Source organism: Methanobrevibacter ruminantium M1 (assembly GCF_000024185.1).
Lineage (GTDB): Archaea > Methanobacteriota > Methanobacteria > Methanobacteriales > Methanobacteriaceae > Methanobrevibacter > Methanobrevibacter ruminantium.
This window is the reverse complement of sequence record NC_013790.1, coordinates 977,780-996,721: the sequence shown is the minus strand read 5'-3', so window position 1 is coordinate 996,721 and position 18,942 is coordinate 977,780. Positions and strand designations below refer to the sequence as shown.

19 protein-coding genes and 1 tRNA gene are annotated in these 18,942 nt (G+C 30.0%); 8 read left to right on the top strand and 12 right to left on the bottom strand.

What is annotated here, in order from left to right:
- Window positions 1-339: 339 nt before the first annotated feature.
- The 4 genes from MRU_RS03900 to MRU_RS03885 all read left to right on the top strand — a co-directional run bounded on the left by MRU_RS03900 (window position 340) and on the right by MRU_RS03885 (window position 3,450).
- Entirely contained in the window at window positions 340-1,287 is a 948-nt protein-coding gene (locus tag MRU_RS03900; RefSeq protein WP_012955573.1) for an alpha/beta hydrolase, read from the top strand.
- A 90-nt stretch (window positions 1,288-1,377) separates the two neighbouring features.
- A tRNA-Leu gene (locus MRU_RS03895) sits at window positions 1,378-1,459 on the top strand.
- Between the two features lie 423 nt (window positions 1,460-1,882).
- On the top strand, window positions 1,883-2,668 hold the full coding sequence (locus MRU_RS03890; RefSeq protein WP_012955572.1) for a 3'-5' exonuclease: 786 nt from the start codon (window positions 1,883-1,885) through the stop codon (window positions 2,666-2,668).
- A 143-nt stretch (window positions 2,669-2,811) separates the two neighbouring features.
- The gene (locus MRU_RS03885; RefSeq protein ID WP_012955571.1) at window positions 2,812-3,450 is read left to right on the top strand and encodes a hypothetical protein; all 639 of its coding nucleotides are present in this window, start codon (window positions 2,812-2,814) and stop codon (window positions 3,448-3,450) included.
- Window positions 3,451-3,774: 324 nt separating this feature from the next.
- On the opposite strand, the gene MRU_RS03880 is transcribed toward MRU_RS03885, so the two are convergent.
- From MRU_RS03880 to MRU_RS12050, 7 genes are all read right to left on the bottom strand, one after another.
- Complete coding sequence (locus MRU_RS03880; protein ID WP_012955570.1) at window positions 3,775-4,023, bottom strand: hypothetical protein; 249 nt, start codon at window positions 4,021-4,023, stop codon at window positions 3,775-3,777.
- Between the two features lie 95 nt (window positions 4,024-4,118).
- Window positions 4,119-4,430: a hypothetical protein gene (locus tag MRU_RS03875; RefSeq protein ID WP_048812407.1), complete on the bottom strand. Its 312-nt coding sequence runs from the start codon at window positions 4,428-4,430 to the stop codon at window positions 4,119-4,121.
- A gap of 149 nt (window positions 4,431-4,579) precedes the next feature.
- Window positions 4,580-4,909 (bottom strand): hypothetical protein, encoded by a 330-nt coding sequence (locus MRU_RS03870; RefSeq protein ID WP_048812406.1) that lies wholly within the window; start codon window positions 4,907-4,909, stop codon window positions 4,580-4,582.
- A gap of 60 nt (window positions 4,910-4,969) precedes the next feature.
- Window positions 4,970-5,287 carry a hypothetical protein gene (locus tag MRU_RS03865; RefSeq protein ID WP_012955567.1) on the bottom strand — a complete coding sequence of 106 codons (318 nt, stop codon included), beginning with the start codon at window positions 5,285-5,287 and terminating at the stop codon, window positions 4,970-4,972.
- Between the two features lie 1,223 nt (window positions 5,288-6,510).
- Entirely contained in the window at window positions 6,511-7,842 is a 1,332-nt protein-coding gene (locus MRU_RS03860; protein ID WP_012955566.1) for a zinc ribbon domain-containing protein, read from the bottom strand.
- A 427-nt stretch (window positions 7,843-8,269) separates the two neighbouring features.
- Window positions 8,270-8,590: a hypothetical protein gene (locus tag MRU_RS03855; RefSeq protein ID WP_012955565.1), complete on the bottom strand. Its 321-nt coding sequence runs from the start codon at window positions 8,588-8,590 to the stop codon at window positions 8,270-8,272.
- Between the two features lie 35 nt (window positions 8,591-8,625).
- A complete protein-coding gene (locus tag MRU_RS12050) occupies window positions 8,626-8,835 on the bottom strand; it encodes a hypothetical protein (RefSeq protein WP_143714301.1) in 210 nt (69 codons plus the stop codon).
- Window positions 8,836-9,082: 247 nt separating this feature from the next.
- Between MRU_RS12050 and MRU_RS03850 the strand changes: the two genes are divergently transcribed.
- Window positions 9,083-9,943, top strand: coding sequence for an SseB family protein (locus MRU_RS03850; RefSeq protein ID WP_012955563.1), 861 nt, complete (start codon window positions 9,083-9,085; stop codon window positions 9,941-9,943).
- Window positions 9,944-10,224: 281 nt separating this feature from the next.
- The gene (locus MRU_RS03845) at window positions 10,225-10,455 is read left to right on the top strand and encodes a hypothetical protein (protein WP_012955562.1); all 231 of its coding nucleotides are present in this window, start codon (window positions 10,225-10,227) and stop codon (window positions 10,453-10,455) included.
- 424 nt (window positions 10,456-10,879) lie between these two features.
- On the opposite strand, the gene MRU_RS03840 is transcribed toward MRU_RS03845, so the two are convergent.
- A complete protein-coding gene (locus MRU_RS03840; protein ID WP_012955561.1) occupies window positions 10,880-11,665 on the bottom strand; it encodes a hypothetical protein in 786 nt (261 codons plus the stop codon).
- Between the two features lie 216 nt (window positions 11,666-11,881).
- Here MRU_RS03840 and MRU_RS03835 point away from each other — a divergent pair, with 216 nt between their 5' ends.
- Complete coding sequence (locus MRU_RS03835) at window positions 11,882-12,175, top strand: hypothetical protein (protein WP_012955560.1); 294 nt, start codon at window positions 11,882-11,884, stop codon at window positions 12,173-12,175.
- Between the two features lie 478 nt (window positions 12,176-12,653).
- Here MRU_RS03835 and MRU_RS03830 read toward each other — a convergent pair whose 3' ends face one another.
- Window positions 12,654-13,475 (bottom strand): BRO-N domain-containing protein, encoded by an 822-nt coding sequence (locus MRU_RS03830; protein WP_012955559.1) that lies wholly within the window; start codon window positions 13,473-13,475, stop codon window positions 12,654-12,656.
- 605 nt (window positions 13,476-14,080) lie between these two features.
- Between MRU_RS03830 and MRU_RS03825 the strand changes: the two genes are divergently transcribed.
- A complete protein-coding gene (locus MRU_RS03825) occupies window positions 14,081-14,374 on the top strand; it encodes a hypothetical protein (protein ID WP_012955558.1) in 294 nt (97 codons plus the stop codon).
- A gap of 445 nt (window positions 14,375-14,819) precedes the next feature.
- On the opposite strand, the gene MRU_RS03820 is transcribed toward MRU_RS03825, so the two are convergent.
- The 3 genes from MRU_RS03820 to MRU_RS03810 form a co-directional block, all read right to left on the bottom strand.
- Window positions 14,820-15,575: a DUF4013 domain-containing protein gene (locus tag MRU_RS03820; protein WP_012955557.1), complete on the bottom strand. Its 756-nt coding sequence runs from the start codon at window positions 15,573-15,575 to the stop codon at window positions 14,820-14,822.
- 341 nt (window positions 15,576-15,916) lie between these two features.
- Window positions 15,917-16,264: a hypothetical protein gene (locus MRU_RS03815; protein ID WP_012955556.1), complete on the bottom strand. Its 348-nt coding sequence runs from the start codon at window positions 16,262-16,264 to the stop codon at window positions 15,917-15,919.
- 261 nt (window positions 16,265-16,525) lie between these two features.
- Window positions 16,526-18,016, bottom strand: a complete 1,491-nt coding sequence (locus MRU_RS03810) for a DUF2779 domain-containing protein (protein WP_012955555.1) — start codon at window positions 18,014-18,016, stop codon at window positions 16,526-16,528.
- Window positions 18,017-18,942 lie beyond the last annotated feature (926 nt).

Here is an 18,942-nt window from a genome sequence, read left to right as displayed (position 1 = left end):
GCAACAAAAACCTTCAATATTAGTTTAAATTCCATTATTTATAAATTAAACGGTTTATTTCGATTTAATATTGATTTTACTTCGTAAAATTGATTTGATATCGTTAAATTGTTTTGATATCGCTACAATATTGACTTCAAACTGTAAAATTGATTTAATAACAAAACAATATTGACTTCAAACTGTAAAATTGATTTGATATCAAAACAAGGACTTTGATCAATCATCGAAAATTTAAATTAGAAAAAAGGATTATTGAACTTAGTTTAAATTAAAAAAAGATAAAAAGAGAAAAAGATAAAAAAATAAAATGATAAAAGAGAAAAAATTGGGAAAAAAATGAAACTGGAAAACTTTAAATACGAGACAAATGACAATAATTTGATAAATTATTATGAAATTGACAACGACAATCCCATACTGCTTATAATTCATGCCCAAAGCACAAATTCAAGTAGCTATTCTGATGTGGTAAAGGATTTGTCTAAAAGATTTCATTTGATTCTTGTGGATTGCTACGGCCATGGAAAAAGCTCCCACAACAGGGATAAATACAATATAGTCAGTCAGGGGGATGACTTGATTGATTTTATCAAATCAAAAACTGATGAAAAGATATCTGTACTGGGCCATTCCTCAGGAGGGCTCATCGCCTGCTATATCTCTTCAAGATCAGACCTTTGCGACAATCTGATACTGGAGGACCCTCCTCTCTTTTCAAGCTCTGGAGAGAAAAGATTTGACTATTACAACTATCATGACCTTTCCACAGTCTGCCATAATTTCATCAATCAGGATGAGGAGAAGGACTTTGTCTATTATTACTTCATGAATCAGTATATGTGGAACTTTTTCCCTGAAAGCTCAAGAGAAAAAATTAGAAATAAATCCGGAGCATCTGCATTAAAATACAGAGAAAAACATCCAGATAAGCCCTTGAAGGTTCGCTTTTGGCCTAAAAATGTTTTAGAGGCCTTTAATGGAATGGAGGAATATGACCCTTATTTTGGAGAGAACTTCTATAATGACTCCTTTAACTGTGATATAGACTATGCTGAGCTACTTTCAAACATAAAGTGCAAAACCCTGTTTTTAAAGGCAAATACGAAAATAGGGGAAGATGGCATTATCCAGGGCGCCTTAACTGATGATGACTTAAATCAGGTGATGAATCTGATTGAAAATATTGAAGTTGAATACTTTGACTGTGGCCATGGCATACACAATGAAAAGAAGAAAGAATTTGTAAAAGCGGTTATTGGAACAACAAAGATTTTTACAATTTAAATTTATATACTATGACAACACAATATTAAATAGGAATCACTTAACCAATTCACCATACTAAAAAAAGTGATTTCTTAAAAAGCATTATTTAGAGACATAGCGAAGCGGTCAAACGCGGCAGACTCAAGATCTGTTGATTAGTTCTTCAGGGGTTCGAATCCCCTTGTCTCTATTTCTATTTTTTTTGATGAAATTTAAAGCTGAATTTTACTGATTGATATGATTAAGACATTTTAAATAAACTTTTGTTTAATTTATTCACCTAAGTTCTGTTTAATCCAGTTTTCACCTAAGTTCTGTTTAATCCAGTTTTCACCTAAGTTCTGCTTAATTCAGTTATTCACCTAATTTCCGCTTAATTCAGTTCATTAAATATTAAATAAGTATTTTACGAAAGGCTTGTAACTATTTTAGAAAATAAAAATATAAAAAAATAAATACTTATAAGAAAATAGAATTAAACAATAGAACGATGGGTAAATATTAATCTAAAATCCTATAGCTTAAACATTTAAATTAGTTTTTATTTAATTTTAATCTATTTTTAATCAGAGTTTACGATATTTATAAAACAAAATAAAATAAGGGGGATGGCATGAAATATTGCAAGATATGTAGAAAGGAATTTCCAAGGGACTTGATGTTTTGTCCGGAATGCAACTCCTTTTTAGAACCTGTATCACACTCTAAAACCCTTGACGAAGGAATTGTGGAGCATGGAATCAATAGAATAATATTCTTTGATACTGAAACATCCGGATTGAATCCTAATTACTGCAAAATAATCGAACTTGGAATGCTTGTCATTGAAGACGGGAAAATAATAGAGGAGTATGATAAGCTTATCAATATTGGAGAAAGGATAGATTCCACAATCACAAGAATTACCGGAATCACTAATGATATGCTGATAGATGAAGGAGTGAGTGAAGGGGACGTTGCTCAGGATTTAAAGGAAAAATTAATCTCTGGAACATTGATGATAGCATATAATTGCCAATTTGACTTGTCATTCGCCTATGGTCTGCTTAAAAGACATTACCCTCATGAGGCAGAGGCAATCATTGAGGATGTTAAATGGCTAGATCCAATGACCGTTTTTAAGGATAGAAAGGCCTATCCCCATAAGTTTAGCGATGCCGTTGAGCATTATGATATAAGGAATGTTAATTTCCATAGGGCGATTGGTGATGCAAAAGGATTGTATGAAGTTTGTTTGTCACTGAAGGATGAACGTGATGACCTTGGAGAATATATAAATGTCTTTGGATATAATCCAAGATATGGAATTAATGGATTGAAATTCCCATTTATAGAATATAAGAAACATTATTATAATGATTCTATGGTTTCTCCAAATAATATTCTTCCTAAGATATGATATATTGGGAAAAAGGAAATAATATAATAGTAAATAAGGCTTATAAAAAAAGAAATATAGGGAAAAAGGCTTAAAAAATAAATAAAATTAATTAAATAATAACTAAAATAACTAAAAATAACTAAAAATAGGGGGAAAAATACATGATAGGTGACGATGACTTCTTTATGCAGAATGCAGACTATCACTATGGAGCTAGCGACTCAGAGAAGATGTATGGAAGAGGCTATGATGGCTCTTCAGACTATGTTCCAAGATACTCATCAGGAGGCAGCTATGGATCTTCCTCTGGTGCAGAAAGCTCAGAAGACGGTAGCCTTGGAAAATACTGCCTTATAGGAATTCTAATTGTTCTTGGGATAGTTGTTTTTGCAAACATTGGCATTCCAGCAATTACTAATTCATTGTCCAGTTCAGTGACAGTGGATGATTTGAATATTACCCGATACATCTATTCAAACCAGTATAACTCAAAAATCACTACCGATTATGGATATCAGATTACATACAAAGAGAGAAGCTATGGCCAGCATGCCACAAATGTTATTTTCTATTCGAAAAATGGGAAAGTATTGTATAATGACAGCCAATATATGGGAACTTGCTATCTTGGGGAAGTGCCATACATAATCTATTTTGATGGAAAGGCAGACTATGCAATATTTGAAGTATATAAAACCCAATTTGATTCTGGTGAGTGCATATACCGTGAAAGAGTGGATGTTGATAATAAAAATGTGATAAAAGAGTTTATTAATTATGATACATTGTATGATGATTAAACATTAATTTAAAGCTTAAATTAGTTTAAAATAGGCTTTTGGAAGCTAAAATAAGTTTTGCAAGAATTAATAGATAAAAAAAACTAAATGAAAAAATGAATAAATGAATAAATAAAATAAATAAATAAAATGAATAAATAAAATGAAAAAATAAAATGAGTAAATAAATAATAAATAAAAAATAGCGAAAATAAAAAAAAAAGCTATGAAAAGTTTATTTGATTTTGATAAGCAACTCAATCTAGAGCGCCTTAAGGCAAATGATTCCTAAGACATCTCTAAAGATAATTTTGGCATAAAGTTGATTCTTGAAGACTAAAGCTTTCAATCGTCATCATCATCTTTATCGTCTTTATCATTATCGTTTTTGTCGTCCTTATCATTATTGTCATCATTATCATCATCGTCACTGTCAGAGCCACTGTGAAATATGGAATTACTGGAATCATCGGAATCTCCAGATGAATCGCTTGCAGAATTATCAGAGGATTTTCCAATGCATCCGCTGACAGCAACTACAGATAAAAGAATGATTGTTAATAATATCAAAGCAAATACGTTTTGTTTATTCATTAAAAACAACTCCTTTCATTAATCATAGGTATGTTGATTTTAATATTTATATATTGATATTTAACTAGATGTATCAAAAGAGAATGGATATTAATCTATTCCTCTAAAGAGATTCCAAATGCATCCCCTAATTCCAGTGAATAATTTAATGCTTCGATTAGGAATGCCCTAATCATATCTTCAGTGGATCCCCCTTCATCGAGATGTTGAATCATTTGAATGACAAATGTTGAATAGGGATAAAGCTTCTTTTCAATTTGGTCGAAATCGATTCCTACTTTGCTTAAGTTGTCCTCCAATGAAACCTTGGTGACACATGCTTCAATGATATGATCGTTTGCAACCGTATCCACTGTAAGGCCAAGCTTTTCCAGTTCCTTTTCCACTTTTTCAATTATTTGCATCATCTTATCACGATTTATTGCTTATTTTTTCAATTTTCTTTGCAAATTCCTCTAATTAACTTTTATCGATAATTTTTTTTTACTAATCCTTTTATTAAGTTCATAAACATTGTTTTAGGGCATAAAATAAAAATAAATAAAATAAAAAAAAGTTAGAGATATAATGCAGCAGGGACTGCATTTAGCTCTTCTTCAGGATAGGCCAACTCATCTAAAGGCTTATGGAAAGTGCCAAATCCAACTATTCTTTCCTTTTTTATGGAAACTGTAAAAACTGGTCCCTTGTCTAAATCCACAACCATAAGATCAATATATTCATCACTTTCACCAATGATCATGCATGGCTCAAGTATTTCTCCTTCTGCCATCATGACCCTAATCATCTTTTCTGATGGAATGTTTTTCATGCCTTTAATCTCTGAATTGTAACTCTTGACTTTTCCTTGGATTTCTTCGATTTTTTCACTGAAATTCATAATCATTACCTCACCCAATTAATTAAATATAATAATATTAGCTCTAGTTTTAAATAAATTATCCAATTATTGATACAATGCCTTGGGGATTCCAATATTGGCTGCTGCTTGTTTCTCATCATCAATTGCCTTATGGAAAATTGAAAATCCGCTAAGGTGTTCCTTCTTTATGCTGAGAGAGAAGATCGGTCCTTGTCTCTTATAAAACATAAAGTCTAAAAATTCACTGCTTTCACCAATGATTTTGCCCGGACCGAATTGGCCTCCGTCATTTAGTATGAGCATAATCAGGTTTTCCAATCCACATTCTCCTTCTTTTTTCTCCAAAGCATGATATTTGCCTAAATCCCCTTGCATTTCTTTTATTTTTTCACTTATATTCATAACTTTACCTCCAATCAAAATTACATATTTCACTTTTTCAAAAAGTATAAGGACATAGTCACATATAAATCTTTGTATTTTTTATGATTTTTTAAGAATGAAATTAAAGTTATGGAAGAAATCGAATAAAAAGGGAGGATTATTATATTGGAGATTATTTGAATAGAAATAAGATAGTTTAGTTTTAAATAGTTTTACTCATCCTCCGGGGTTTTAGAGGCCAAAGGAGATTGATATTTCAGTAAATGTATATGCAAAATACCTTGAACATTTATTAGAATGAATATTTTTATCATTAGGTTAAAGAAATAGGGAATTTGAGAAAAAATAGTTATTATATAAAGAAATAATGATTAAAAAAATCAGTAATTGAACAAGAAAATAAGGATTTAAAAAAAAGGATTCAATTTAAAAACTAAAAGTAAGAATTCTGAAGAATTCTTACTAATAATTTCTACAACATATTGCGTGCACTTTTTGAGTACTCACAATAACTATTATAAGAATAATAATATATAATCTTTTCTTAAAAGATGAAGGAAAAAGCTTACCAAAGAAAAAATTAAAAAAAACTTAATATTTTTTGGCATTCGACTGTCTAAGTGCGGAATTAGTCTTTAATCATCAAAATGATGATCTTGACCAATTCGAGAAGTATAGTTATGATTTCGTTCCGGTCGAACTTCATAATTAACCCTCCACAATATGTTGTAATTTTTATTTAAGTAAGAAAAACCTTCAATATTAGTTTAAAGTTCATTATTTATAAATTAAACGGTATTTATCGCCCCAATATTGATTTTACTTCGTAAAATTGATGCGATAATGTTAAATTGATTTGATATCGCTACAATATTGATTTCAAAGTGTTAAATTGTTTTGATATCGTAACAATTTTGACTTCAAAGTGTTAAATTGATTTAATATTGGAACAATGATTTTAATCAAGCATATGGTGATTTAATTAATAAAAATTAGAGAAAAGGATTATTAATGCAAATTATTTCTTTAAATTATAAAAAAAACTAAAAAAGAATAAAATATGAAAAAATAACTTATTGATAGTCTTTTTTATATAGAGACTATCATAATATGAGTATTTTTCCCATATAACTAGCTTAAAGAAATATGGATTTAAGAAAAATAAATATCGAATAAGGAAAATAAGGAAAATACGGATTAAAAAAACATATGCTTATAATAAGAGGAATGCTCTTTTTGGCTTAAAGGCTTCCTTTTGATTTCAAAAGATTCCTCTTTTTCTTTGGACTCATGAACTTGACAATCAAGGTTCTTAAGAGGTAGCCTGTAAAGTTTAGGCTAAGTTGTCTGCCATCTAAATTCAAATAAAATGTATTACTATCTAGATTAGAGAATTTAACAATGTTGCTTCGTCCTTTGACATGGATCATAAGGGATTGTCTGTCATGAACCAGGTTCAAGATCTTGTCGATGTCGATATCCAGTGAGTGGATGGAGCCTGAGAATATCAATCTTTTATTGGTTAAAAGGAGAATTCCCCTGTCTACAACCTTGACCTTTTCATAGGATACGGTTGAAGAGTATGTGCTGGTGGAAAAATATCCCATTGTGTCGGCATAGAATGACCTGCCATTCAAATAGGAAAATGCATTATCGAAAGATTGGCCGTAAGTGACTGCATCATAGGTACCTTGGGATTGCCCAAAAGTGGAATAACGGACCATAGGCTTGCTGTAATCAATATCTGTGAACATGAAATAGGCTTCCTCGTCATCATCCAAAAAGAAGGTGGTGTCAATTGGCTTTAGAGAGTTTTCCTCCTCTGATAGGATTTCTGCAGCAAACCTTACAGAAACATAAATGCTGAATCTATTAACTATTTTTATGGCTTTTCGATTATAATCCGCATGTATGCTGAGTAGCCTTGCCTTATCGTCATCACTAAGGCCTCCATTGAAAATTTCGTCCAATTCATATTTGTACAATGGAGTTTTGCCGTATTTCTTCCAGATCCAATGTTCCTTATTGTCCATATTTGCTATCAAATATCTGCGGCCGGGAATCTTTTTATCATCTTTCTTGCATAATTTAATTTCCAAACCGCAGCTGCTGCAATGATACTCGTCTTCATGGAACTCTGTAATTTTAACGCTTCCTATAGAGATATCAGAGTCTATAACGGAAAAGGAGTTTTGATGGCAAAAGGGACATTCCATATCATATTCCTCATGATACTTTTCATAGTTATTAAGCTCGCTATTTAGGAGAAAGCAGTCTTGAGGCAAGTTGTATTTATAATAAATATTGTAGGAAACTTTGTTGAAATCCACAACATCGCCGTATCTAGTGTAAATCTCAGTCAATTCGTTTTCATAGGGCAATTCATGATGAATCCTTGTGCCGCACTTGATGCAGAACTTGTTGTCTTCATGGTTTTTATAGCCGCAAAAATAGCAGGAAATTATATCATCTGGAATAGATGAATCAGCTTCCATAAGCTTTGCACCGCAGTTAATGCAGAATTTTTCATTATCTTCATTTGCATAGCCGCATCTTAGACATTCATTAGACACATTATCACCCACAATATAAAAATTAGATAATTATAGTTTGGTTGGAGATTAATATAAAATTTTCTAATAAAGAAGATTTAAGAGCCTAAGGATTTTAGTTTAGAAATAAATCTTTTAATGGCGAAATATAGGCAAGAAAAGTAAAATCATAAAAATAAATCTTCTTATTAAATAGATTAAAATTTATCTACAGAAAAACAAGAATTGGATGGAAATTGAAAATTATTAAATGAAAAATAGTTTTTAAGAAATTTTTAATTAATTAAAACTAAAAGTAAGAATTCTGATGAATTCTTACTAATAATTTCTACAACATATTGCGTGCACTTTTTGAGTACTCACAATAACTATTATAAGAATAATAATATATAATCTTTTCTTAAAAGTTAAAAAAAAGCTAAAAAAGAAGGAAAGATAAAAAAAGAACTTATTGATAGTCTTTTTTATAAAAAGATACTAGCTCAAATAAGTTTTCTTTTTTATCATATTTAAAATGCAATCTATAACGTTTATCAACCCTAACGGCTTTTTCACCCTTATAATTATGAGACATGAATTTGCCGCAACCAGGGTTTTTCAAAGCGTTCTTGATCTGATTTACCAATATCTGCCGTACAGAATTGTCAAGACCCATAAACTCCTTGAAAAATTTCTTTGTATAAACTAGACCCACATTGATATCGCCTAAAAAATGCAGAAGGGCAAGACGGAATTCTTGCTCATTCCTGATTTGAGTAGGGAAGGACATTTCTACCTATGCCATCACCTAAACAAAACTATTTTTTAAGTCTCTCTTCCTCCTTTTGAAATATCGCATCGGCTAAATATCATAGCCTTTGGTGCATTTCCAATATTAAATTCGACATACTTGGTTTCATTTAATCTTGTTATATAATCACCTCGATATTTATTTGTGGCTTTTGCCACAACTATAATATTTTTTTGCTTTGATAAAAAACTTTCTATTTGATTTGGCAATGTTAAAATTATCAACTGATAGGAAAACTTTTTAAATGATTATATTAATTAAAGATAGTGGTAAAGAATATTATGAATTTTCTTTGGAAAGATCTTAAATTAATTACTATAAATCTAATTTGAAAAATAATTTGAAAAATGATAAATATGGAATAATTTTATAACTAATATTGTACTTGTACTGTTTAATTATGACTAAAAATATAAAATATGATTAAGAAATAATCTTAAATTAAAATAAAACTATGTAAAAGGTGATTGAATGAATGAAAGTCAAGACATTGAAGAAACAACAAAGGTAGACAACAGCAGACTTGAAGAACTTCTACAGCTCTTTAAGGATGACCCTAGTCCTCAAAATGTTCAGGAACTTGGAGAGGAAATCAAAAGCTCACAGCTTTATCTTCCAGTTGTCTACTCCCAATCAATGATAGAAGATATCTTATCTGGAGATGTTGGGGAAGTTCGTGAATTCAAAGAGCCTGCCGGCTTTGATATAAACTTCCTAACCAATAATAGAGGAGAGAAGGCCATACCACTCTTTACAAGCGATAGAATAATGGAAGAGGCGGGGCTAAGAAGCTCTGTAATTGTAATGCATGTGGAAGACCTTGTAGATAGCCTTCAAGGGACAGAGAACACTTATCAGCTAGTTACAATCAATCCGATGACTGAAACAGGCATCGACATGCCTATCCTTACCTTTTTGAATATGTTTAAGAAAAGAGAGATGAGCGAGGAAGAGAAAAGATTCCTTGAAAGCATGAATCGTATGCTAGAGGTGCTGGAAAACCATTCAATAGCCCTTGAGGAGAAGACTGCATTCTTTAACCGAGGCCCTCAGGACTTTATGAAAGAGGTAGCTGTCGATGGGGTCTTTGTTCCAAACATACCATTCAGCGTAAGCACAATCAAGGAGTTTGAAGAGGATGTTTCCCCATACCTGAATATAATACTGATGGATGAGGGAAAAAGGATAGTCTACTTTGGAGAGCCTACGGAGGAGAATCCGTTTAATGTATTATTGGCTCCAGGATGTGAAATTGAGATGGTGGAAGAGGTGGATGAGTTTACAACTGTGTGGAAATGCGGCAATCAGCCATTCTATGATGGCATGAAATGAGATAGTTTTTAAAAGGGACTGGTTTTATTAAACCCAATTTTAAAAAAGGGACTGGTTTTATTAAACCAGTTTTTTATTCATTTAATAGACTTATAGTTCATTATGCTGTGGTTTAACGAAACGAAATCAATGAAACTTATTTTAGAAGAAATAAGAAAAAATTTATAGAATTAGAATAAAATCATTGAAAAATACAGCCCTATATAAAATTTAAATACTGCTTATTAGAAATATAAATATAGAATAATTAAATTATTCTAAAAAATTATGGAGGAAAAATAATGGCAGAACTCATGGACAAAATATTTGTAGTGATAGGATACATTCTTGCAATACTATTCCCAATAGTCGGAATAATTGTCGGAGCATTATTATACTTCTTGAAAAAGGAAGATGCATTCTACCAAACACATGGAAAATACATAATCATTGTTGGTATTGCTATGATTGCAATAAATATCCTTTTAATTGCATTTGGCATAATTACCATACCACCCGTGGGACAGGTTTAAATATATTAAAAATATATTTTTGATTAAACAATGGTTTAATAATAAAATTTCTTTTTTTATTTTTAAAATTTAATTATTTCTTTTTTTTAAAATCTAATTAATAGTTCTCTTTTTTTATTTTTAAAATCTAATTAATAGTTCTCTTTTTTTATTTTTAATATCTAATTAATAAATTTCTCTTTGTTTATTTAATTTCGTTATACTGTGGCTAAACGAAAATTTTAACTGAGGAGATACACCTGCTTTTGATGTAAAATTTTTTCTTTTATTATTCTTTATTTATGGTTGATTAAATTAAAATAAAATTAACAAGTATAGATTTAATGAAGTGTATTTGATATTAAAATAAATGTATTGATAATTAATTTATTTTTAAAGAGTTATATCCATATCTATCCCCTACTAATAACAATCATTTTGAACATTATGAAGTCAACTTTCCAATGTATTGCTCCAAATCGGATTTAGCATCATCAATATTAATTCCAGTTTTCTCTTCCACTGTTGTTTTGACATCACTTAAATTGGCATCATTTACATAATCCTTTGCTGATGACTCTAGATTTCCAGTTAGGTTTTCCACAGTTGAAACGGCATTGTCAAAATCAGTGCTGTTTGCATAGTCATTTACTGTTGACTCCAGATATTCGCTCAGGTTCTCCACAGTTTCAATTGTGTTATTGAAATCGCTATTTACTGGAAAAACATTCTTGTACTGGATTGATTTGGCCATATGAACTGCCTCGTCCCTGTCGTTGGAACAGATTATGATAACGTCGCCGGTAGTTCCATTAGCTAATGGAATGCAATAGAATTTGCCGGTATAATGTAATTTAATGGCATCGAATAGCTCGATTTCCAATATCTCATCGGCATTTATTACATAAGAGGTAAATCCATCGATATTTTCCTTTTCTCCAGTTTCTATTATTTTATTTAGAGTGTAAATGCCCAATTCACTTACTCTTAAAATGTTTTTATCCTCATGGCTATTGTATGTGACTAATATTCCCTTGTCCCAATGCCAAACTCTAGCGCTCTGGAATTCTCCATCATATGTGGTCTTGTTTAATGGAACATCTATGCTTGTCCCGTTTGGCACTATCTCCATTCTTTCATAATTTTCTGATGTTAACATCACTAGAATAATCCCTGCTGCAGCGATTAGGACTATTATTCCAATAATGATTAGTATATTTCTATTATCCATAAATAACGCCTTCACTAATTGCTTATCTAATGCATAATAATTAATATATTTAAAATAAGTTAAAAACTTAATCTTAGATATGAATGATTAATCTCCTTTTAGATAAATTTAAAATTATGAAAATATAAATAGTTAAACTAAGTAAGTTAAAACTTATGGGCGAAACTTCTTTTGTGGTTTGCACTTCAATTATAAGAATAAACGAAAGAGGATATCATGATAAGCATCGAAGAAAAAGAAAAGATTAAATCAGAGATAGTAGAGAAAGTAAATTCAGTCTTAGAAAAATATAACGAATCCTTTAGGATGGACAAGGTAACTGTCTTAAATAGAGCGGAAACAGTAAAATTCATGGGAAGCTATAGGGTTTATGAGAGAAGAAACTACGGCTCTGTTTCAAGAGAGATCAATTCTTTCTTAAATAAATATGGAGACGTTGAGATAAAATCCAAAAAGATAAGAGATAGCGGAATGAAATTTACAACTGTAAGCTTTAATTTTGAATTATAAATGTTTCTTAATTGCGAATAATTATTTTATTTATAAGTAGGGATATTTGATTGAATAGATTTTCAATTCAAACCCTATAATATATAGAAATTTTCGTCAAATTAGCAAAAAAACAAAATAGTTAAATCTTGTAAAGGAAAATATTATAATTCTTTTAAAAAGTTTTTTTTAAACTGAGCGTGGCTCACTATGGCAGAGTGCTTGGTTCTTAACCTTGTTGTCGAGGGTCCAATCTTCGTCGGACACCTTATCTTTTTTTAAACTCATTTTAAAATGTCTAACTAAATATAAAGTTTATTCATAGATTAAATTTTAAAAATTTAGTAAAAATTAGGCATCAAAAACCAATAGAAATTCATACTTCCAGATAAAAAAAGTTAAAATATCTTAAAAAATAGAAATAAGGAATTAAAATTATTTATTCAGAATCTATTTTCCTCTAAAAAATTTTAACAAATCCCTCAAAAAACTTGTTCACTCAGTTTTCTAACAAATTCTTATCCTTCGCATTAGCCTTACTAAGAACCTTACGACCTGTGTTAGCTTCTAACTCCTTACGAGCATTGCCCGCAATATTGCCTCCACGCTTAGCAACATGCTTGCTCTCTTCAAATCCACCAGGATTCTCTGTCTTGCTAATCTCAGTAGTAGCCAACTCCCCCAACATATTGATAACCAATTCTGCATTGGTCATATTATCACGAAGGCTCTCTTTCTTCAAACCTTTATAATTTTTATGCTGACGAGTAGTCAATCCAAATGAAGCCTTACTGATTTCATTAGTCAATATAGCATATTCCAAACCTTCTTCAACACCTACACGATCCCATTCGGCAGTCAAATCATCTCGAATTTCAATGCTTCTCATTCTTTGAGAAATCCATTTTTCACTGTAACCTTTTTTGCGATAAGTACTTTTTAATCTTTCCATACCTAATTCAGGATCAACAATCTCATCTAGTCTTTCACTTCCCACTTGAGCCAACCATTGCTTAAAAGGTTCTGCCTTCGGTGACGGAACTGATTGTATGATACGTAATAGTTGTTTAGTATTAGCTACATCGGTTAATCTCATTTTACCATCTTTAGCGGGAAGTTTCAACCTTTCGATATTTTCGAAAGGTTGACCCTGTTCTTCACAAATTTTCTTTTTTAATTCTGACCAATACCTACTTGGATTGCTACTTTCTGTAAGGACTGCTATAACATCTATTACTGAAAAATAATAATCTCCTATCTCTTCATCCCATTTAGTACGGATTTGTTTATCATTGAATAGTTTTATCTCATTTTCTGCCATATATATACTCTCCCCATCCAAAAGAATAACAATTTTTAACTTTTTGTATCTATTTAATAATGAAAACTTATGAGTAAAGGAATTAACTCTCTAGTCATTATTAGGATAATTCTGCTTTTTATCAATCCTATACCCTTCTCCTACAATAGCACTAATCTATCCATCATTAATTTTTTTGAATAAAGTGAGAAAGTTTCCATTTATTCAAACAAACATATATTTATTTTCAAACTTAATAAAGGTATTTTAAATGCGATAAAATGATTTTATGAAAATGTGATTCTGTGAAAAAATGAAAAAACACAAATGTGTTTTTGTGCAAAAATGCTAAAATTGAATATGGTTTTAAAATATTAATTCTTAAATTTTCTTAGCAAACTATGGCTATAGAAACTAAAAGAGCAAACTGTCAATAAGAACTCTTTTATGAAAAATAGTAATCGGATTTTAAAGTGAAAAATTAACCAACTCCAAATTTAAATAATTATAAGCTATTTTCTGACATAATTATAAAATATGAAAATGTAAATAAAAATAAATAACTCAAATTTATTAACGACTAATAGAAAAGCATCAAATTATAAGAATAAGTAGAAGAGGACACTATGATTAGCAGCGAAGAAAAAGAAAAGATTAAATCTGATATAGTAGAGAAAGTAAATTCAGTCTTAGAAAAATATAATGAATCATTTAGGATGGACAAGGTAACTGTCTTAAATAGAGCGGAAACAGTAAAATTCATGGGAAGCTATAGGGTTTATGAGAGAAGAAACTACTGCTCTGTTTCAAGAGAGATCAATTCTTTCTTAAATAAATATGGAGACGTTGAGATAAAATCCAAAAAGATAAGAGATAGCGGAATGAAATTTACAACTGTAAGCTTTAATTTTGAATTATAAATGTTTCCTAATATTAGGAAACGTCTAAAATATCTGAAAGATAAGAGAAATAAGAAGAAAATAAGAAATAAGAAGAAAATAAGAAAAAAGAAATAAAAAAATAAGAAAAAAATAAAAAGGAAGTAGATAATAAATTATCTACTTGACTTTAACAGCTGTTTTTATTGTGTCTTTTTTGTAGCTTACATTGACAGTGTATTTTTTATCATACTTATAATCATATTCAAAACTAATTTCACCCTCACTTTCAGAATTAGTTGATTCAGCTCACTGAAAGGATGATAAGCAGCAGAATCAGAAACTGCTTTATTTTGATTTTATTTTTTTCTATATATTAAGTATGGAGAGCAATCTAATGTAAATTCTTAGATTGTTTCATTTTAATATTCTATAAACGGCAATAATTAGTTTGTTTTAATTTTATATATTCTATAAACGGCAATAATTAGTTTGTTTTAATTTTATATATTCTATAAACTGCACCTATGCCCCAATATTGAGTAATGAACAATAATAAACCTAAAAATACTTTAAAAATATAATCAAGAACAAAAAATGGAGTCTCTACGTCTATAAGCAATGAGAAAACCCACAATAAAAATATAATTACTGTATAATGTTTCGCATATAGTCTCCATCCGATTATATCAATAATCTTTTTAATCTTAATCAAATTAAAAGCATCCAAAAATCTGCCAGTGTCTGCTAATTTAGCTAATCCCATTTCCATGAAGAACATGGTGAAATAAAATACTGCAAAATCAACAACAATAAAAATAAGCGTATTTACAAGATTATGATGAAATAATAAAGGTGCTGTTTCAAAAAAATCTAACAATAGGTCTTCAACATCAATTATTGGAAAATTGCATAGATAAGATACTAGGGAAAAAAATATCCCTTGAACAGAAAGATATACAATAAAAACAACAGTTGATTTTATTCCCAAAACAATGACATCTTTGATTAATATTTTAGGCAATCGCTTACCATTATCAATTACATCTTTAGTTATAGCCATTCCATAGCCTGCAATGAAAATATAAGGTATCATTGACAGATAAAGTGCATAGGATATCCTCATTTCATCAAAAATTTGCATGAACATACAAAACAAGTAGAATAAAACCAAAATAATTAAAAGAAATGTTTTATTATTTGTTGTATACTTCCATATATCCTCAATTATATCCAATGGCATGATTGCCTCCAAAATCAATAATCCTAAATGAAAAAAAAACTTTTCAAAAATATAACCTTAAAATTAGGCTTAATAAATTATATTTTTTATTAATTATAAAATTTTACCCAATACCTGTTTTGGGACTGGCAACGGAAATGTCTATTTTTATTAAATTACTCAAACATTTTTTTAAAAAGCAATTTTACAAGGTAAAAAAAATATTGGAATAAAAGAAGTGTTTAGTATTTATTTTATATTTTTAATTAAAAAAAAAAAGAATTTAGGAATTATAAAAGATTTATGAATGAATGATGCCAAACGATTTGTTTGGCCATTGAATGATTCCACTCATCTAGAATTTATAATTCTCTTAAGAAATTGACAATCATAAAGAGATCAATTTCATAGTCAATGAACTGTTCTAAATAATCGAATTCTTTTTGTAAGCCCTTTTTACAGCCCATACCTTTTAAGAAATAAAATAAGAATCCAAATAGAGCTTTTGGTCCATTATTGCTAGGGTAGGCTTCAATTGGTCTAAATGAATTGTTTGGGCTTAATACTCTGATTACATTATCCAAAGATGAATAGAATTCCTCTGGAGAGAAGCCTTCTGCATCTTTCATAGAATGGGCTCCGTTTCTTAGCTCATAGCGGAGATCTCCATTTTCATCTTTATAGTCTAAATGCAAATTTCTTAATTTCATATCTTTTCCTCCTTTACTTTAAATTGATTTTTTGAAAAAACTCCAAAAGAGTGTTTTTCAATAGTTTTAAGGGATTGCTTATTTATAAAGTTTTGTATTTTTGAAACTTATAAAAATTTAATGGATGGAAAATTAGAAATTGAAAAAAAATAAAAAAAAATTAATAAAAAAATAAAAAAAGTAGAAAAAACAGCAAAAAAAAAAGAATTTAAAAAAGTGAAAAATAGTGAAAACTAAGAAAAAAGGAATTTAAAAAAGTTTTTATTTTGCAACTTCTTTAAATTTCTCCCAGATTTTTACCATGGCATATGTGTCTAGCCAGCAATATTTAAGCAGATCTTCTCTTGTTTGCTCTTGCTCTTCTGGACTTTTGCCCTTTAGATTCAAGAATGCATCTGACGCCTCACCACCATTATGAACTGATGGCAGATTGCCGTAATCAAGCTCCGGATCATCTGGATATAAAGCCGGCAAAACATACTTAATTGAATAGGAGCCTTCCATTTCCTTTGTATAATAGTTCCTTTGCCTGAATGGAACCATCAAATCAACCATATTATCGTTGATTCTATTCATCTGGCCCTTTAAGTCTGGATACATCTCTCCAATCTCCCTATTTCTGGCTGATTCGAAAGACTTATTATATACGATTACACTACCGTCTTCTTGGAGATCATTTATCATATGCTCTGCAAATGTTCTGATGATGTTTTTGTCATTGATGTCTCCTAGAAACTCCTTATGTTCCAATGGAGCGCCCTCTTCTTTTATTATATGCAAAGAGTATTGGAAAGGTATTTGCTGGTATGGCTTAGTTCCTTCAAGCTCGGGGATTGGATAATTGCAGGACTCATAATCAATAAAGTACAACGGATACTTAAGAGAGTTTAAAAAGTCTTTTATGGCTTGCTTTTCTACCTTTGGCCCTCTGTCGTTTAGTTCAAAGTCTATCTGCTCAAGATATCTTGGATTGATGTTTGCACTCCTCAAGTCCTCAAATGAGACCTTGCCTTCGGCATAGCTTTCAAACTTCTGGGACTTATACATTCCGCTTATGTCAAATACATTTGGCTTTGGCAATTCTTTTGTACAATATGCCCAGAAATCACAGGAATAAGGATTGCAACAGTGCATTCCTATTTCCATATTTGGCTCATTGTCCCTATCGTGAGCTTCCATAAAGTTGTTGATATGCTCTATATTGGCCCTTACCTCATCCTGCTTTGCCATTGCAATCTCAGTTATGTCCTCTATGATAAAATATTGGCTAATGTCCAAGTCTTCTCCCCTTATGTATTCATTGTTTACATAGACAAGAGCAGCCTTCTTAACGTTTAGGCCAAGGCTTGACAATACATAGTACTGGAACGCAACATCATCAAGGTATATCTCTTTTATTGATGTGGAGCTTTTAACTTCATAGAGTTCAACACCATCTTCATCGTTTTTTAGGATGTCTACGCTGCAGAAATTGTTTTCATAGCTGAATGATGCCTCTGTGATGACATTTGGTTTTTCTTCAAGCAGTTTTTTGGTTTTCTCTATCATTTGAGTGAGAGTTATGTCGAATTCTATGTCTTCATATTCTCCAAAGAGGCCTTTTGCAAGCTCACCTACCTTTCTGCCATTTTCAAAAATAGTTTCCTTATCCTCAACTGCTGCCACCTCCGGCTTGTATCTGCCGAGCCAAAGGATCTTTTCACATTGGACGCATTTGCAGTATTTGGATTTTGATAAATGTATTTTGCTCATTGATATAACCTCCTTTACATAAAATTGAAAACCTATTGGTTGGATCCATTAAGTTTCTACATAATCATATTTGTTTTGGTAGTATTTAAAGGTATCGATTTAATTGATTTTATGATTGATTATTTGATATGTTGTGTTAATAAGTATTAAAAATATTGTACCTAAATTCAATTATATTAAGAGGGTTAAAAATATATGTAATATATTTTTAAGATGCTTGATTTTGTGGATTAAATACTTTTAAAACACTGCAACACATCAAATAAAATTGTAATAATTTTTTCTATTTGTTTCATATAAAGTTTATTATTTTATTATTTTTCCATAAATTTGGACTTAATGAATTTTTTTAAAAGAATAATATTAATTATTTTTATTTAAACAGCCAATATAATAGTTTATTCATATTATAAGATTTATTTAATAATTATTTACTCTAAATAATTAGTTTAAACAAATATAAGATAGTAATAATATCTCTTGTAATACTTAATTAAAGTTAATATTATATTATAATATTCATTATTTATAGACTAAATGAAAATAAGTTTACTATTTATTCTAAATAGTAAACTTAAACTTCTATGCATTGCTTTTTTGATTAATGAATTAATATTAGTTATTTAAATTTTTTAAGAAAATTGAAAAAATGAAAATTGTAATAACAAAACCGAAAGATTTATATAGGAGTAATGCTAAAAGTAATTGTACCGATTAAAAACAACCACCATGTAATTTGATCATACTTCCCCAAACACTAGATTTTATACAAACTAATACAAACCCACTAAAAACCAAACATTGTCACTGCCAGCATAAATTCTTATCATCACCCTCTTGGCTAGCTAATCTTTCAATACACCATATTTAGGATTGCTAGGCCAAGAATGATAGAACCTGCACGGTCAAGAATAAGAAACTGTAGT